We start from the raw sequence: 16,667 nt of genomic DNA, 5'->3' as shown, positions 1-16,667 counted from the left end.
ATTTAATTGCTGAGTAACACGCTTACTCAGCACCTCGCTTTTATCTCCCACTTATTTTTGATTTACTGTTCAGAATTAAATCGTATTTAATGTTCAAGCTTCATTAGCTAAAGTATTAATTATATGCAATATTGTAGATATTATACTAATCGCTATTCTGCTTTAAGGAGTGTTAAATATGTCATCTTTTATTGCCGCCGATACATTGCAACCTAGTTTTATCGACTCTGATTTAACAACACTTTGGTCAAATATTTCCCCACTTTATATGATTGATGAAGCGTATTGGCTAAAACAGCTAATGCCGATGGCCGCACCAAGCATCAAAGAATCTTTTTCAATTGATAGCGATGCCACTGAGCTAATAACTCGTGTTCGTAAAGATAAAGATGCAATTCATATGATTGATGCATTGTTATTGGAATATAGCTTAGATACCAAAGAGGGGATTTTATTAATGTGTTTAGCGGAAGCATTAATGAGAATTCCCGATGCAGAAACGGCAGATGCGTTAATTAAAGACAAACTCAGCGTTGCAGATTGGTCTTCACACCTTAAGAAGTCTGATTCATTATTTGTTAATGCATCGACTTGGGGTTTATTGCTTACGGGAAAAGTGGTTAACCTTGGGCAAACTGTAAAAGGTAATTCTAAAAGTATTGTTAATCGTCTTGTCACTAAAATGACTGAGCCTGTGATCCGTGAGGCGATGCACCAAGCGATGAAAATTATGGGGCATCAGTTTGTATTAGGCCGCAATATTGAAGAAGCGCAAAAGAACGCGAAACGGTTTAACGATAAAGGTTTCAGTTATTCTTTTGACATGCTTGGTGAATCGGCTTTAACAGCGACAGATGCTAAGAAATATTTTAATGCTTACCTCTCTGCGATTGAATCTATTGGCAAAAAGTTACTGAATAAAAAAGATGTCGATGATGATAAAAAGGATCTAGCTGCAACCGTTTCAATTAAATTATCGGCTCTCCATCCTCGTTATGAAGTGATTAATAAACAACGTGTATTAACGGAAATGTTTGATTCTGTGGTGTTGTTGATAGAAAGGGCGAGAGAGCTTAACGTTGGTTTAACCATTGATGCAGAAGAAGCTGATCGTTTAGAACTATCCTTGATCCTATTTGAAAAATTGTATCGCCATCGTTCTGCACAAGGTTGGGGAAAGCTCGGGCTGGTTGTTCAAGCCTACAGTAAACGAGCATTACCCGTGTTAGTTTGGGTTGCTGCGTTGGCGAAACAGCAGGGGGATTGCATCCCTTTACGTTTAGTAAAAGGCGCTTACTGGGATAGCGAATTAAAATTATCACAACAAAACGGTTATGACAGATACCCGGTTTATACAAGAAAAGAAGCGACAGACGTTTCTTATTTAGCTTGTGCACGGTTTTTATTAAGTGAACATGTAAAAGGACTGATTTATCCTCAGTTTGCTAGCCATAATGCGCATACAGTGGTCGCAATTAATGCCATGGCGACACATCAAGATTTTGAATTTCAACGCTTACATGGAATGGGGGACGCGTTATACAACCATGTCATGCAAATGTTTAAAAGTAATGTGCGTATTTATGCACCTGTCGGTAGCCATAAAGACTTATTACCTTACTTAGTGAGACGGTTATTAGAAAATGGTGCTAACAGTTCTTTTGTACATAGATTAGTTGATGCTAATTGTCCTATTCAAGAGCTAACAGAACATCCAGTTGAGACATTACAAAAACGTAGCACCTTACATAATGGTTTGATTGTCTTACCGCCTGCTATTTTTACAGATAGAAAAAACTCGCATAGCGTGAATATTGAGATAGAGAGTGAAGCGAGAGAATTTGAGTTAAAACTGAGAGAATTTAAAGAAAAAGAATGGCACGTAGGTCCAATTGTTGATGGCATACATTATTATGATGCAAGCCAACTAGAGCATGCTCAAATTCATCGTTGTACTACACCTTATGATCGCACCATCGATATTGGCACGGTTTTATTTGCTAACGAAACTATGATTGATAATGCATTAACCAGCGCGGGCGAGTTTTACCCAGAATGGAATAACACACCTGTACAACAACGAGCACAATATTTATACAACCTTGCAGATTTATTAGAAACGAATACTCCTGAATTGATCGCGCTTTGCCACCATGAAGCAGGTAAAACCATTCATGACTGTATTGATGAGGTACGTGAAGCCGTTGATTTTTGTCGTTATTACGCACAACAAGCAACAGATAACTTTGCGAGTATTAATGAACAAGTGAGCTTTGATAATATTACGCAACAAATCATTCGCGAAGGTAAAGGCGTATTTGTTTGTATTAGTCCTTGGAACTTTCCTTTAGCTATTTTTCTCGGTCAAATTAGTGCCGCATTAGTCACAGGTAATACCGTAGTGGCTAAACCTGCAGAGCAAACTTCATTAATTGCAGCTAGAACCGTTTTATTAATGCTAGAGGCTGGATTCCCTAAGCAAAGCATTCAGTTATTAATTGGTAATGGCAGAGACATTGGACCTGCATTGACCGAAGATCTCCGAGTTGCAGGTGTTGTCTTTACCGGTTCAACAATCACAGCACAATCGATTAATCGCAGCCTTGCCAAAAGACCAACGCTACCTGCGACTTTTATTGCAGAAACTGGCGGACAAAATGCAATGATTGTTGATAGCACGGCTTTACCCGAACAAGTCGTAAGAGATGTTGTGCGTTCAGCTTTTGCTTCTGCAGGACAACGCTGCTCTGCGTTACGAGTTTTATTTATTCAACAAGATATCTCAGAACGAGTTATTGAATTAATTCAAGGTGCGATGCAAGAGTTATCGCTTGGTTTACCTTATTTGCATCAAACGGATGTCGGGCCTGTTATTGATAAACAAGCGAAAGATAAACTTAATGCTTATATTGATATGATGCTAGAAAAACATAAATTGCTGGCTCGCGTTGAATTAAATGAAAATTGTAAAAAAGGCGATTTTATTACACCTATTGCTATTGAGATAGATAACCTAGGACAGTTATCTGAAGAACAATTTGGACCTATCTTACATGTGATTCGTTTTAAAGCGTCGCAACTCGATGACGTTATACAGCAAATTAATGATACTGACTTTGGCTTAACGATGGGTATTCATAGTCGCAATGAAGCGGCTTATAAACGCATCGCTGCAGCGAGTCGTGTAGGGAATTGCTATATAAATCGAGATCAAGTTGGCGCTGTTGTTGGGGTTCAGCCATTTGGTGGCCAAGGTTTGTCTGGTACGGGTCCTAAAGCAGGCGGTCCTCGTTATTTATATCGTTTTACGAAACAGTCTTTTGATCCAATTGTTTTAGACAATAACACTTTATAGAGGAATTATTTTTATGTCCCTAAATTCAAATATTTTAAAAGTTGTTGAACAAGCGACACAATCTTGGTTATCTTGGAGTGCTATTGATATACAGGAACGTTCAGAGTTAATTGGTAAATGGAGTGAGCTTTTATCACAGCAACGAAATTTAGATTTAATGCCCTCACAAATGGTAGATTTTCATAATCAACAAGCTTTGACGTTAATGGGGGAAGCACAGTTAATGCCCGGACCAACAGGGGAAAGTAATGTTTTAACAAGTTTAGGTCGAGGTGTTTTTGTTATCATGGCTGATGATAACGTTCCTGAAACGGTATTTGTTGCCTTAGTTTGTTGTGCATTAGTGACGGGTAATAGCATTATCATTGCCTCACACGATAAATTTCAAGAAATTATTGAAAGTCTAACATGTGTTTTCTCATTATCAGCAATCGATGATCCTGTGATACAGATAGTTGATAAAGAAAGTATTGAGTGTCTCATTTCCACTCCATGTGTTGCTGGTATGGCTTACGCAGGTAATCAAGCTGAAGCGATACGTCTCAATAGTTTATTAGCTAAACGAGAAGGGCAAATTGCACAATTTATTATTGAGACAGATTTACAAGGACTAGAAACAGTCCGAGACCAATGTTTGGTATTACGTTTTATTACTGAAAAAACACAAACGATTAATGTTACTGCTGTAGGGGGGAATGCTTCTTTGCTCGCACTAGGGTCTGGCGATTTATAGTTGCTTTTTAGTTAGTATGATTCAAAACAAATACAAAAAAGCCATATTCGAGAATATGGCTTTTTTATGGTATTTCAAAATAATGAGTAACTTATTCTGGTAAAATCGCATTGTGATAAACGTTTTGTACATCATCACAGTCTTCTAGCATTTCGATGAATTTTTCAAACTTCTCAACATGCTCTTCAGTTACTTCTGTATCCGTTTGTGGAACGTAAGTGATTTCTTCAACCTCAAGTTCAACATCAGGGTAGCTTGCGTGTAATGCGACCTTAGCGTTGTTAAACTCAGTATGAGGGCAGAACACTGAAATCTTGCCATCTTCGCTTACAACGTCTACAACGTCTACATCAGCCATCATTAAATCTTCAAGTACAGCTTCATCATCTTCACCGGCAAATACAAAAACAGCTTGATGTTCGAACATATGAGCAACCGTTCCAGGAGAACCAATTTTTGCGCCTGTTTTATTAAAACAATTACGCACTTCAGTCCAAGTACGGTTCCCGTTATCAGTTAAACAATCTACGATAACTGAACAACCACCAGGGCCAAAACCTTCGTAACTTGCGCGTTCATAATCTTCACCGCCACCGCCTTTTGCTTTATCGATAGCACGTTCAATAACATGTGCAGGTACTTGGTCTTTTTTTGCTTTATCGATTAAACGACGTAATGTTAAGTTACCTTCAGGATCATAGCCGCCATTTTTAGCTGCTACATAAAGCTCTTTACCGTATTTTGAGTAAACTTTAGTTTTAGCGCCGGCAGTTTTCGCCATAGACTCTTTTTTATTTTGATATGCTCTTCCCATCTGAATGCTCTCTTATTATCTGAAAATGATTGTCTGGAAAAATAATGGCGGGGATTTTATCGTGTAATAGAGTTTGGTGCTAGCGGTAAAGAGTTATTTTGTTATTAAGACTTTATATTTTTTGATCTTATTAGGCATTAAATAATTATTTAATGCCTAATTACTGCTATTTTATTTTTTTGTGTAAGGAGTTAACTCAATATTATTGTCTTTCATTGTTACAACCGTTGGGCCTAATTGTTTTGTATTTGCCCAGTTTTGATTGGCAATACAAACATTTGCATCACTAAATAATGTTTTAGTTGCGGTCAAATGTGTTGTTGCAAAATAGTGAGAAATCTTAAGTTTTAGGTCAAAAAGACGATTTTGAATATCATCACTCTGATCTCGATAATGTTGCTTTTCTGCTGCTAATTTTGCTTTAAGCTGCTTCTTTTTTTCTTTATCTAACAAAGAATCTGCTCTTGATTCTGCTTGTTTAGTTTTATTCAATGCATCATGAGTTTGTTGCAATTCATGTGTATATTTCTTTTTTGCAGCGGCGAGGTTTTTGTAATCACCTAACAAGTTAATCATGGTTTTATTACCAGCACTAGTTCCAACCATAGTGGTTAATACGCTGCCATTTGCACTGGTAGTTCCTCCTACAATTGCGCCTTTAGAGAAGGTTTCATTGTGAACCATAACTGACCCTTTGCAATCTGTGACACAATGAATCAATTGGTTGGTCATTATTAAGTTTTTACCCACAGTTAAGCGAGAGTATTGTGCAATTGTGCCTTCTAAATTACCTTTGCAGTCAATAATACAACTAAATTCAGATTCATTTTCTTTTTGATGCCCGATAATGGGCATCTTAACAGTAAGGTCTCCGCCACAGGTTATATTGGCAGACTCAATTAAGCCCATAACAGTGACATCGCCAGTTACTTTTACAACCATACCTTCTTGAATATCGCCGGTAATAACAATACTGCCGTTATAATCAACATTACCAGTTTTTACATCAACTTGATTTAATACTAAGACATCATCAACTCTTATAAATTCTTCTTCATCAATAGGGATACCATGTGTGCTGGCAATTAAATGTAATGGATTATTGGGATCAACTTGGACATTTTTACCAATGGCAAATTCATGGTCGATACCAGCTTTTTGTTCCACAATTTCAGCAGTAATTGTTTTACCCGGTGTGCCTTGTGTTGCAGGTGTTTTAGTCATTAAGAGGGTGCCTGCATCGACAGTAATATTTTTACCTAGATCATGCATATCCACTTTGCCGTTTTCTAATAGTTTAGGCTTAGGTTTACGGTGATTATCGGTTGTTACACATTTTTTGAAGGTTGCGTCAATACCATCAACAGTAGGGATGCCCTTAGCTATATTTACACGAAATGATTTACCCGATGCAGATTTATGACAAGTGCTTAACAAAGCAAGCATTGCTTTAGGTAACAGGCCGAATTTTAGGTATAGCTCATCACATCTCGCTTTTATATCTGCAAGTGTTATATGTTTACCGCCATAAGGATTGGTGATTTCAGCATAGGCTGTCATTTTATCATCGGACACAACTACGTTTAGTGTTGCATCTTGTTTATCTGCGATCGCAATACTTTCAAATTCTTGTATATCTTCAAGGGGCGTATCTTGGATAATAGCGAATTTATTGACGGCTTCTTGCACACCTTCTAGGTTTAATTTGAAGCGAGGTAAACTACGATGCTGTAATAAATAAACGATAGATTCTTTTGTTACAGTCGAACTGAGAGGGAGCACCTTCAATAGAAGCTGTGTTCCATCTGTAGATAAATTTATCAGGTCAACTGAAAGAAACTCTAACTCGTCCATAAATACCTATTTAATTGTTTGATTTTATTATTAATATGTTTTAATTATAATACAAGTCCCAAAAAATAATGTCTCATTTTTTAACTCTTAATTTTCTCAATTTAACATCATACATTGCATTGCTATGTTAAGAGCTACATGAAAGTGCTGAACACCCAAATTTATTGGTCGCCCAATCTGGTCGTTTAGACTCAAACTCTTTATATTTAGCTTGTTGTTTATAAGGCGTTTTTAATAACTCAGACAGTATTAATACGCGCGAATAATCACCTTGTTCAGCCAATTCAATCGCTTCTTGTACCTGAAAGTTACGTAAAATGTAACAAGGATTTATGTTATCCATTTTAGCCTTTCGTTGTGAGTCTGCAAGGTTGTCAATAAGTAACCTTTGCTTATATCGTTCTAGCCATAAACTTAATTGCGTAAGATAGCTTTCAGTTATTGTTTCAGGCTGATAAAAACAGTCAGAAAAATGCTTTTTTATTAATATTAAGTCATCAGCATTCACATTTTTACTTATATTCGCAAGTTGGCGATAAAATAAAGTCATATCTGTGTTAACTAACGATAATATTTTTTCTAGATCTTTACTGAGTTGTAAGTCTGATTCTATTAAATTACTCGCATCTACCGCATCTTCATAGTTGGTATCAATGCCCATTTTATTTCTCATCATAGCCAACCATAATGTTTGATAAGTCTGGTTATAATTTGTCAAAATATTTTGCAGTGGCTCAGCTTCTTCAATCAATGGGTAAATAGCATTGGCTAGTTGGAATAAGTTCCATTGACCTATATATGCTTGTTGACCAAATCGGTAGCGTTTTTCTGCTGCATCAGATGTGTTGGGAGTCCAGTTGAGATCGAAATTATCAATCCAACCGTATGGACCAAAATCAATGGTCTCACCAATTAAAGACATATTGTCGGTATTAAGCACACCATGTACAAAACCAACTCGCATCCACTCAACAATAAGGTGAGCTGTACGTTCACAGATTTTTGTAAACCAATTTAAGTAAACTTCTTTTGTTATGTTTTTAGATTCAGTTAATAAATGCGGGTAATCACTGTTAATACTAAAATCAACAGTTTGCTTTAAAAGCGCAAGATCACCACGTGAAGAGGGTAATTGCACTGAGCCAAAACGTAAAAATGAAGGAGAGACTCGCGCAACAACTGCGCAAGGTTCAAAAGCGGCTCGTCCATCATATAGCTTGTCGCGAATGACTTCTTCACCGGTTAAGGTCAAGCTCAAGGCGCGCGTGGTTGGAATGCCTAAATGAAACATGGCTTCGGAGCATAAATACTCACGTATCGATGAACGTAATACAGCCATACCATCTGCACGACGAGAGTAAGGAGTTTGCCCAGCACCTTTTAACTGTAAAGTAACAAAGGATTGTTCAACTGTTTCATTTTGCTGATTTGAATGTAGTTGATATTGACCTAGGTTAATTGCGCGGCCGTCACCTAGTTGTCCAGCCCATTGTCCAAATTGGTGTCCACCATAATTCATTGCATAAGATTGGATTGATGATGCAGGGGCATTACCACTAACTAGGTCAGCAAATTCATTGGATGTTAAACTTAATTCTGTAAAGCCTAATGCTTTAGCTAATGCATTATTTACACAAATTACTTGTGCGGATTTAGTGGATGTTGGAGAAACCCATGAATAAGCTGCGCCTTCAACACTTCTACTCGTGTTTGATGTATCAGGATCAGCAGGCAAGCTTGACGTAAATATTGAATGGATGGGGGGTAATAAAGGCTTCATATTTGTCCTTACCTGCTTTCTTAATTAAAGCGTGAATATAGTTGATGTTATTTTCAATAAAATAATCACTAGTTGGTGATGGCTAGTGAATTATTTAACTGCTGCAATCACAGATATTTCAACTAATAACGCTTCTCTTGCCATACTCGCTTCAACACAAGCGCGTGCTGGTGCATAACCTTCTGGTATCCAAGCATCCCAAACTTCGTTCATTGCTGCAAAATGCAAAGCCATATCTTTAACGTAAATCGTTGCAGATAATATGTGCTCGCGGGAACTACCTGCTGCTAATAACAACTCATCAACTTTATCGAGCATGGTTTGAGTTTGTTCGCTAATGCCTTGTGTTGCATCTGCGCATACTTGCCCACATAAATAAATGGTATCATTATGTTTTACTACTCGGCTCATTCGTTGTTTAGTTTGTTGACGTTCAATCATAGCAATCTCTAAAGTTAAATTATTAAATCAATAATTGTAACCTGTCGACATTAAAAGGCGAGTGATTTAGTCAAGTATTTCATTTGTCGTTACTTAAGAACGTTTAGGCTAAAGAATGATGCTTGATTTTTACATTAATAAATTTAGGTAAATACTCAAAAGATGGAACAGTTACGCTATATAAATCACTATTCTGACGCTGTAATCGAGCAAGTTAAAAAGCTTATTAGTGAGAAAAAACTAGGTGAATATTTGCTTAAAAAATATCCTAAAACACATGGTCTTAATACTGAGAAACAGCTTTATAAATACACATTACAATTAAAAAATAACTTTATTAAGCAATCTAACTCTTTGAGTAAGGTTATTTATGACCCTAAAATACATGTTTATAATAACGCATTAGGAACACATAGTTTTGTTAGTCGAGTTCAGGGGAGCAAATTAAAATCTAAGCAAGAAATTCGAATTGCTAGTTTGTTTAAGAATGCCCCGTTACCTATGTTAAATATGATCGTGGTGCATGAGTTAGCTCACTTAAAAGAAAAGCAACATAATAAAGCGTTTTATAACCTATGCGAATATATGCAACCCGATTATCATCAGATTGAATTAGATACGCGGCTGTTTCTCATTTACAGCGAACTAGAAGGGGATTTATATTAATTTACTTTACGTTTTGCAAAGCACGTTGCAGCTTTTCCATCCCTTGATCAATCGAGACTAAAGCTCGATAATTAAAGTCTTTTTTTGAAGCTTCAATATTAAAGTAATGGCTTGTTGATAATTGCCTTGCAACAAAACGTGTCATGATAGGCTCTTCTTGTTTACCTGTTCTTAAGTACCACCATTCTAATAAGGTACCGACAAAATAAGCCAAACCAGCAGGCACTCTTGCGTTAACCATAGGCAAACTAGCCGCGGTTAAAATTTTGTTGAGCATAGTTGCCATGAATATTGGCTGATCGTTACTTAGAAAGTAAGCTTTACCTGCACAACTCGAGTTCATTTCATTTAATTCAACCGCCGCTAATAAATGTGCATAAACTGCGTTATCAATATAAATGGTATCAACCAATTTATCTTCTTTACCAACGAGTTTTAATTTTTTAGCTTTAGCACGCTCTATCACTCTAGGAACAAGGTGAGGATCACCTGGGCCCCATATTAAGTGAGGGCGCAAAGCCACTGTCTTTAAAGACTCGGAGTTTGCTTTTAATACGTTTTCTTCTGCAATAGCTTTAGATAAACCGTAAAAATTAAGAAATTGTGCGGCATAAGGTTGAGACTCATCAATACCTGACTCATCTTCTCCACTGAAGGTGACACTAGGAGTACTCGTATAAATTAAACGATCAATATTATTGAAGCGACAAGCTTCAAGTATATTTTCAGTACCTTCTACATTTGGTCTGAAATAACTTCCTTTATCCCCCCATACGCCAGTTTTTGAAGCTACATGAAAAACAAGGTCGCAACCTTGCATCGCTTCGCATACTTGTTTTTTGTTTTGCAAATCACCTTTAATTAGAGTCACGCCTAAGGCTGTTAAATGTGGATAATCCTTACGTGCAAAACCAATCACTTGAATATCCGCTGCTCGAAGGAATTTACATATCGCCGTACCCAAAAAACCACCGGCTCCAGTAACAAAAACACAATTAACTTGGTCACTTAATTTTTTTAATACAGATTGTTGTTCGGTTAATAATGATGATAGAGCTGGAATTAGTGATGACATAAGGTTTCTCTATAACAAATAAAAATTGGTTTAGTGTTTTTCAATTGAAACAAAAAGATTAGGTATGGTTAACTTGTTCCTGTGCCCAAATAGCTAATTTTTCTCGGAAAATTTTTGCATTATGACGGATATCCATAGGGAATTTTTTATGCACGTAGAAGAGTGTGATCCCTTTTGTCTGTGGATAAAGTTTACCTATGTCTAACAATTCATCGACTAAGGTGTCGTAATCATAACGAGTGTTTTTTTCTAATTCGAGGCAAATCGCTGGAATTCTTAATCCCTTTATAACAATAGGAACAAGGGCACTTCGTTTTACCATAGGGTGAACATTAAAAATCCTTTCACAGGGGATCGAGTAATAAGATTTATTGACTTCTAGGTGGTTTGAAAAAACACGATGTGCTTTTCGTCCACACATCCATAACTTGCCTCTATCATCTAAATAACCTAAGTCACCCATGCGATGGCGAACGTTATTGCCATCTTTTATTTTTGCTAAATCTGTTGCTTGTCTACGATTATAATAAAAGCGGCTTACTTGAGGACCTTTAACGACTATTTCACCAATCACAAAAGGCTCAACAGCGAGTTCATCTTTCCATTCATTGATTTTTTGTTCGGTGATCTTAATGATTTTTATATCAATGTTACGAACCGGGTAACCAACACAAATACCACCACCTTGTTCTGTAATGTCGCTACAGATAATTAATTGTTGGCTGCCAATACGACTTATTGGTAATGACTCAGTAGCTCCATAAGAGTTAATGATTTCAATACCGGGATTTAACATTTCACTAAACAACTCGATTGAAGATAGTGTTGCAGGTGCACCGGCGGAGATCACTCTCTTAAGTGAAGGTAATTTGACGTTCTTTCGTTGCCCTGCGTTGCCTAATACATCTAATAACGCAGGATTAGCGAAAAGATTGGTGCATTTATATTTTTTAATCGCAGCAAAAATATGATTAGGATTTGCTTTGATAGGCTGGCTCGCATCCATATCAGGAACAATTGATGCCATGCCTAAAGCAGGTCCAAATAATGAAAATAAAGGAAATGTGGCAAGATCTGCTTCACCCGGTTTGATCAAGTAATCATTTTTTAACACATTAATTTGTGCTTCAAACATACGATGACTATAAACTACACCTTTGGGTGTGCCTGTGCTGCCACTAGTAAATAAAATAGCCGCTAGTTGATTAATTTTTAGCTGTTGAATTGGATAATTTTTGGTTCTTGGATAGCGTTTTAATAAACTTGATAATTGTACACCCCCAAAAATAGCAGCTCCATCTACATTAATAACATGCTTAATTGTTTTTTTGCCCCATGCAAAAATGAGGCGAGCTAAATGGGCTTTAGGAATACCAATAAATGCATCAGGCTGAGCTTCTTCAAAACACTGTTTAAGATTTTTAACCCCCATCCCTGGGTCAACCAGTACGGGTACAATACCAGCTTTAAATAGAGCAAATGTTAGATTAAAAAAAGCAATACTTGGTGCAACCATTAATACAGCTTTATCGCCTGCTTTTAGCCCTAGCTGATTTAAAGCATAAGCAATATCATCACTCTGTTGATGTAATTGTTCAAATGTTAGTTCTTGATAGGTAAAAGTATTAAGTGATTTTTTTTGGACGCTAACGGCAAGCCTATTAGGGAGTTTCTTTGCCGCATTGACTAAATGACGACAAAGATTACTAGTTGGTGGTTTTTTTTGAGCACTATTTTTCGACCCTGCAGGTAGTTTTTTAGCTGCATCAGCTAAATGACGAGAAAGGTTATTATTAGCGCTCTTATTTAACATTTAAGGATTTTTAACCATAAAATCTTGAATAATATTAATCACTTCATTACTTGCATCTTCAAGAATGTAATGACCACAATCATGAAACTCATTCACCACAGCATGAGGCATTTTCTTTTTCCAAACATTCAGAAAATACTTATCAAAAACAAAATCTTGTAATCCCCAGCAAATTACTGTCGGGATGTTTTGAAATTTTTCTAAGCTGTTATCGATACTTTCAACCAGTTGATAGTTTCTATCACTTGGTTTTAATGGAATATCTTGTACAAAACGTAATGTAGAAATTCTATTCTTCCATGAATTGAAGGGCGCTACATAGGCTTTACGTACTGCTTTAGACATTGGTTTTCGCTTGACCCCGACATAAGAAGCAATCGATGAAAATGCGTTAAAACCTCTAACTAACACTGTACCGAGGTAAGTATTACGACATATCCATAATGGAATTGGAAAAGGTTTAGTTTTAGGTAAATTAAAAGCTGCTGTGTTTAAAATAACGAGGCGTTTAATTTTCTCTGGGTGGCGAGCTGCGTAACCCATTCCAATCATGCCGCCCCAATCATGAACCACTAAGGTGATATTTTGATTGATTTCTAAATGATTTAATAGGGTCTCAAGATCGTCAATGCGTTGTTCTAAAGTGTAGTCATAATCTTTATCTGAAGGTTTATCCGATAAACCACAACCAATATGGTCAGGGACGATACATTGAAATTGACCACTTAAAGCGGTGACTAAATTACGGTAATAAAAAGACCAGCTAGGATTGCCATGAACCATAACGACAGGCTCACCTTGGCCTTCATTTAAGTAATGATATTTTTGACCGTTAAGATCTAAAAAATTTCGTTTGAATGGAAATAAATTATCTAAGCCCATATTACCACTCCAGTCCAAGCATCATACAATTCAGCCCACTACCTATTCCCAAAAAGCTCACATTATCACCTTTTTCTAAGAAACCTTGTTCGTTAGCAATTGCTGCTGTGATCGGTAATGATACCGTCCCCATATTGCCAAGATATTGATAAGTTGGGTATTCTTTTTCTGAAGGAATACCTAATGCAGTTAACACTTGTTTTTGATTAGAAGAACCAACTTGATGACATATTACTTTATTAACCGTTTCAACAGACCAATTATGTTGTGTTAAAAAATGCTTCCAAGTATCCGCAGCTAAGGCAACGCCTTCTTTTAACAAAGGTACAGCATTGGTGCGCATAAATTCTCTATGTAATTTAAGGCCAACTTCTTGTAGGCCCCATTTGCACAAATCATGATGCTCTGGTGCTGAAAGGTGACTTGCACCTAGTAATTTGTGTTGTTGCTGATTACTTAATGAAAATGAACCATCGGTTAATAGTACGGCGACTGCACCAGAGCCTCCTGTTAATGTAGCAAGAGACTGTGAAAAATTTTGAATAGTTGGATTAGAGAGCATATTGTCAATTGTGATATCTACAATATGGCGAGCAGATTCACAGGAAACCACCAGACCAGCTTTTATTTGCCCTAATTCAATTCGGTTGGCAATATCTAATATGCCAGACAAAACACCTAAACAAGCATTACTAATATCATAAATAGCAGTGCTTTTATTGACGCCTATTTCTGCAGCAATGCGGCAAGCCGTCGCTGGCTCATGTTGATCTCGACATACGCCTGTATAAACAACTGCGCCGATATCATCTATATTAATACCTGTTTCATCGATTGACTTTTTAGCGGCTTCAATCGCTCCATCAGATAATCTATGGTCACTTGGCCACCATCTTCTGTCTTCAATGCCTGTTAATGCAGCAAGTTGACCAGCTGGAATACGCAACTTTTGGTATAAAGGCGCAAGACGAGATTCGAGATCTTTACTTGAAACCACTTCAGGGGCTAATACATAAGCCATACTATTAATATAAACGCGGGAATATTTCATTAAGTTGTAGCTTTTCTCGTTAATGTTTCTAAAAGGATCAATATTTTAACCCTTGCACCGGATGCGTAGATTACCGTAAATTGCTATTTTAACAAAGTCCAATCCCGATCCCATTCAGAATTACTCAGTAATTCCACATCAATTGTTTGTTTTTTAATCTTTTAATGGCTTGTTTTTGTTTATATAGCTAAGCCATTGCCTTGGAATTTTCATTTTATTATAAATATTCTTATCAATTGGTAAACTTTCTTGATTTATCTCACTCGCGACTATTTCACCTAAAAGAGGAGCGGAGCATAAACCTCTGGAGCCTAGACCTGTTATTAAATAAATATTGGGTAATAGGTTATTTGTAATGTTTTCATGTCCAGCTTCATATTCATTTTTAAGGAGATCATAGTCAGTCAGTTTGCCTAGATAAGGAAAGTGATCGCGAGTGGTGCAGCGAATTGCGATATGCGCTTGATTATCCGTTTTAATTGAATTGACCCATTGTTTATTTGGAATACATTTCTGCAGTTTTTGGTGATTATCTAACTGTTCTGATTCTCTATAATTGATAGTTTTATCATGACGTTTAAAGGTTGCGCCCATACAATGTTCAGCATGTAATTCGGGTGTGATATAACCTTCATGGCAAAGTGTTCTTTTTAATTGCGCTAATTGCGGTGTACTTTTAATATGACTAACTTGTCCTCGTGCGGCAGATAGCGGCAGTGCACGACATTGCTGTAATTTCAAAGTATCGAAACCTGCTGCAATAATCACGGTTTGGTGTGTGAAACTTTCTGTTTCAGTTTTTAAGTGCCAAGCATTTTGTTGATAGGCAATACTATCGATTTGTTGATGGCAATAAATTTGTACATTATTGTATTCGGTTAAACAGTTTTGTAATGATTGAATTAATTCTCGAGGGCTTAGCCAACCGCCTGAAGGGTAATATAGAGCAGACTGATTTATGTCTACACCTGCTAATTCATTGGTTTTTTCTGAGTCTATCCAATCTACTAATTTCATAGGTAAATTGGCTTTGAATATTTTTTTAAGCTTCTTTTCTGAACTTTGATCGTAAGCTAATTGAATTAAACCATTAAATTGATGCGCAAAAGGATGTTGTTGATGGATGTTTTGATAATAGTGAAGAGCAAACAAATAAGCATTCGTAAATAATTGACCTAATGCATCGTGTTGTTGGTTTAATAGAGGGTATAAAGCGCCTTGTAAATTACCTGATGCACCTGCACCTAACTTTTCATCTTTACAATAAATGCTTATTTTTTTTCCTCGTTTTGCTAAAGACAGGGCTGTACATAAAGAGGCAATACCGCCACCAATGATGGCAATATCTTTAACTTCTTCTGAGCTTTTCTTTGCTGTATTTATTTGTTTCTTTTCGATTACTTGTTTGGATAATGAGCCAGTTAACATTTCTCTTTTTTTGCCATAGCCCTTGCGTTTACGAATCTCAAAACCTGCTTCAATTAAATTTCGTCTTACAAAACCTGCTGCGGTAAAGGTCGCTAATGTTGCTTCTGGTTTTGAATATTCAACTAGTTTATTGAATAGGCTTGATTGCCACATATCTGGATTCGAACTTGGGTTGAAACCATCCAGATACCAAGCATCAGCAATTTGATCAATGTTCATATCAGTTAGATTGTTAATTTGTTCATTAATATCACCAAACCACAAGTCTAATATAATATTACCATCATCAAACATTAGTCGATGGCATCCCACAACGGGGAGAGGGTATTGTATTAATAACTGTTTGGTTAAAGATGAAAACTGAGGAAATGACGCTAAGGTTTTTTGAAGATCAAAATGAGTTAAAGGGTATTTTTCAAAGCTAATAAAGTGTAGTTTTTGTAATCGTGCTTCTGGGGACGTTTGTTTGAATTGTAGGAAATTTTTACAAGTATTGAAAAAATTAAGGCCGGATCCAAATCCAGTTTCAATGATACAAAATCTTTGTTGAGAAAAATCGGCCCATCTTTTTTGTAAATCATTGCCATCAAAAAATACATACTGAGATTCTTTAACTCCTTGATTACTATTGAAATAAATGTCATTAAATTGCGTGGAAAAAGGTTCTGACTGATCTGACCAGTGCAGTTGCGCATGCATAATTATATTATTTTTGGCATCAGACAAGTTATATTCTCCATTATATGCGATCATGTTTGTAACAATCAGGTTGATT

12 protein-coding genes are annotated in these 16,667 nt (G+C 36.5%); 3 read left to right on the top strand and 9 right to left on the bottom strand.

Annotated features, from left to right (window positions below; genetic code table 11):
- Positions 1 to 178: 178 nt before the first annotated feature.
- Together putA and E2R67_RS00730 are read left to right on the top strand one after the other, a co-directional pair.
- On the top strand, positions 179 to 3,355 hold the full coding sequence (gene putA, locus E2R67_RS00735; protein WP_134288987.1) for a bifunctional proline dehydrogenase/L-glutamate gamma-semialdehyde dehydrogenase PutA: 3,177 nt from the start codon (positions 179 to 181) through the stop codon (positions 3,353 to 3,355).
- A 13-nt stretch (positions 3,356 to 3,368) separates the two neighbouring features.
- A complete protein-coding gene (locus tag E2R67_RS00730; protein WP_134288986.1) occupies positions 3,369 to 4,088 on the top strand; it encodes a hypothetical protein in 720 nt (239 codons plus the stop codon).
- Positions 4,089 to 4,179: 91 nt separating this feature from the next.
- Here E2R67_RS00730 and E2R67_RS00725 read toward each other — a convergent pair whose 3' ends face one another.
- The 4 genes from E2R67_RS00725 to E2R67_RS00710 form a co-directional block, all read right to left on the bottom strand.
- Positions 4,180 to 4,902, bottom strand: a complete 723-nt coding sequence (locus E2R67_RS00725; protein ID WP_134288985.1) for a YebC/PmpR family DNA-binding transcriptional regulator — start codon at positions 4,900 to 4,902, stop codon at positions 4,180 to 4,182.
- A gap of 171 nt (positions 4,903 to 5,073) precedes the next feature.
- Positions 5,074 to 6,756 carry a flagellar assembly protein A gene (locus E2R67_RS00720; protein ID WP_134288984.1) on the bottom strand — a complete coding sequence of 561 codons (1,683 nt, stop codon included), beginning with the start codon at positions 6,754 to 6,756 and terminating at the stop codon, positions 5,074 to 5,076.
- A gap of 127 nt (positions 6,757 to 6,883) precedes the next feature.
- On the bottom strand, positions 6,884 to 8,536 hold the full coding sequence (locus E2R67_RS00715; RefSeq protein WP_134288983.1) for a protein adenylyltransferase SelO: 1,653 nt from the start codon (positions 8,534 to 8,536) through the stop codon (positions 6,884 to 6,886).
- Between the two features lie 90 nt (positions 8,537 to 8,626).
- Positions 8,627 to 8,977 carry a RidA family protein gene (locus E2R67_RS00710; protein ID WP_134288982.1) on the bottom strand — a complete coding sequence of 117 codons (351 nt, stop codon included), beginning with the start codon at positions 8,975 to 8,977 and terminating at the stop codon, positions 8,627 to 8,629.
- A 162-nt stretch (positions 8,978 to 9,139) separates the two neighbouring features.
- Between E2R67_RS00710 and E2R67_RS00705 the strand changes: the two genes are divergently transcribed.
- Positions 9,140 to 9,643 (top strand): YgjP-like metallopeptidase domain-containing protein, encoded by a 504-nt coding sequence (locus tag E2R67_RS00705; protein WP_134288981.1) that lies wholly within the window; start codon positions 9,140 to 9,142, stop codon positions 9,641 to 9,643.
- 1 nt (position 9,644) lies between these two features.
- On the opposite strand, the gene oleD is transcribed toward E2R67_RS00705, so the two are convergent.
- The 5 genes from oleD to mnmC all read right to left on the bottom strand — a co-directional run bounded on the left by oleD (position 9,645) and on the right by mnmC (position 16,645).
- The gene (oleD, locus tag E2R67_RS00700; protein WP_134288980.1) at positions 9,645 to 10,718 is read right to left on the bottom strand and encodes a 2-alkyl-3-oxoalkanoate reductase; all 1,074 of its coding nucleotides are present in this window, start codon (positions 10,716 to 10,718) and stop codon (positions 9,645 to 9,647) included.
- A 58-nt stretch (positions 10,719 to 10,776) separates the two neighbouring features.
- Positions 10,777 to 12,531: an olefin beta-lactone synthetase gene (gene oleC, locus E2R67_RS00695; RefSeq protein WP_134288979.1), complete on the bottom strand. Its 1,755-nt coding sequence runs from the start codon at positions 12,529 to 12,531 to the stop codon at positions 10,777 to 10,779.
- Entirely contained in the window at positions 12,532 to 13,413 is an 882-nt protein-coding gene (locus E2R67_RS00690; protein ID WP_134288978.1) for an alpha/beta fold hydrolase, read from the bottom strand.
- A 1-nt stretch (position 13,414) separates the two neighbouring features.
- Positions 13,415 to 14,464: a 3-oxoacyl-ACP synthase III gene (locus E2R67_RS00685; RefSeq protein ID WP_134288977.1), complete on the bottom strand. Its 1,050-nt coding sequence runs from the start codon at positions 14,462 to 14,464 to the stop codon at positions 13,415 to 13,417.
- Positions 14,465 to 14,617: 153 nt separating this feature from the next.
- Positions 14,618 to 16,645, bottom strand: a complete 2,028-nt coding sequence (gene mnmC / locus E2R67_RS00680; RefSeq protein ID WP_243836915.1) for a bifunctional tRNA (5-methylaminomethyl-2-thiouridine)(34)-methyltransferase MnmC2/FAD-dependent 5-carboxymethylaminomethyl-2-thiouridine(34) oxidoreductase MnmC1 — start codon at positions 16,643 to 16,645, stop codon at positions 14,618 to 14,620.
- Between the last annotated feature and the right edge of the window lie 22 nt (positions 16,646 to 16,667).

It is taken from the genome of Psychromonas algicola (assembly GCF_004378355.1).
GTDB lineage: Bacteria > Pseudomonadota > Gammaproteobacteria > Enterobacterales > Psychromonadaceae > Psychromonas.
Note: the sequence above shows the minus strand (reverse complement) of the source record. Positions and strands in the feature narration are given on the sequence as shown.

What these genes read in the sequence shown, in the direction of transcription:
- putA (WP_134288987.1), top strand. Translation starts at nt 179, where the DNA reads ATGTCATCTTTTATTGCCGCCGATACATTGCAACCTAGTTTTATCGAC.
- E2R67_RS00730 (WP_134288986.1), top strand. Translation starts at nt 3,369, where the DNA reads ATGTCCCTAAATTCAAATATTTTAAAAGTTGTTGAACAAGCGACACAA.
- E2R67_RS00725 (WP_134288985.1), bottom strand. Translation starts at nt 4,902, where the DNA reads ATGGGAAGAGCATATCAAAATAAAAAAGAGTCTATGGCGAAAACTGCC.
- E2R67_RS00720 (WP_134288984.1), bottom strand. Translation starts at nt 6,756, where the DNA reads ATGGACGAGTTAGAGTTTCTTTCAGTTGACCTGATAAATTTATCTACA.
- E2R67_RS00715 (WP_134288983.1), bottom strand. Translation starts at nt 8,536, where the DNA reads ATGAAGCCTTTATTACCCCCCATCCATTCAATATTTACGTCAAGCTTG.
- E2R67_RS00710 (WP_134288982.1), bottom strand. Translation starts at nt 8,977, where the DNA reads ATGATTGAACGTCAACAAACTAAACAACGAATGAGCCGAGTAGTAAAA.
- E2R67_RS00705 (WP_134288981.1), top strand. Translation starts at nt 9,140, where the DNA reads ATGGAACAGTTACGCTATATAAATCACTATTCTGACGCTGTAATCGAG.
- oleD (WP_134288980.1), bottom strand. Translation starts at nt 10,718, where the DNA reads ATGTCATCACTAATTCCAGCTCTATCATCATTATTAACCGAACAACAA.
- oleC (WP_134288979.1), bottom strand. Translation starts at nt 12,531, where the DNA reads ATGTTAAATAAGAGCGCTAATAATAACCTTTCTCGTCATTTAGCTGAT.
- E2R67_RS00690 (WP_134288978.1), bottom strand. Translation starts at nt 13,413, where the DNA reads ATGGGCTTAGATAATTTATTTCCATTCAAACGAAATTTTTTAGATCTT.
- E2R67_RS00685 (WP_134288977.1), bottom strand. Translation starts at nt 14,464, where the DNA reads ATGAAATATTCCCGCGTTTATATTAATAGTATGGCTTATGTATTAGCC.
- mnmC (WP_243836915.1), bottom strand. Translation starts at nt 16,645, where the DNA reads ATGATCGCATATAATGGAGAATATAACTTGTCTGATGCCAAAAATAAT.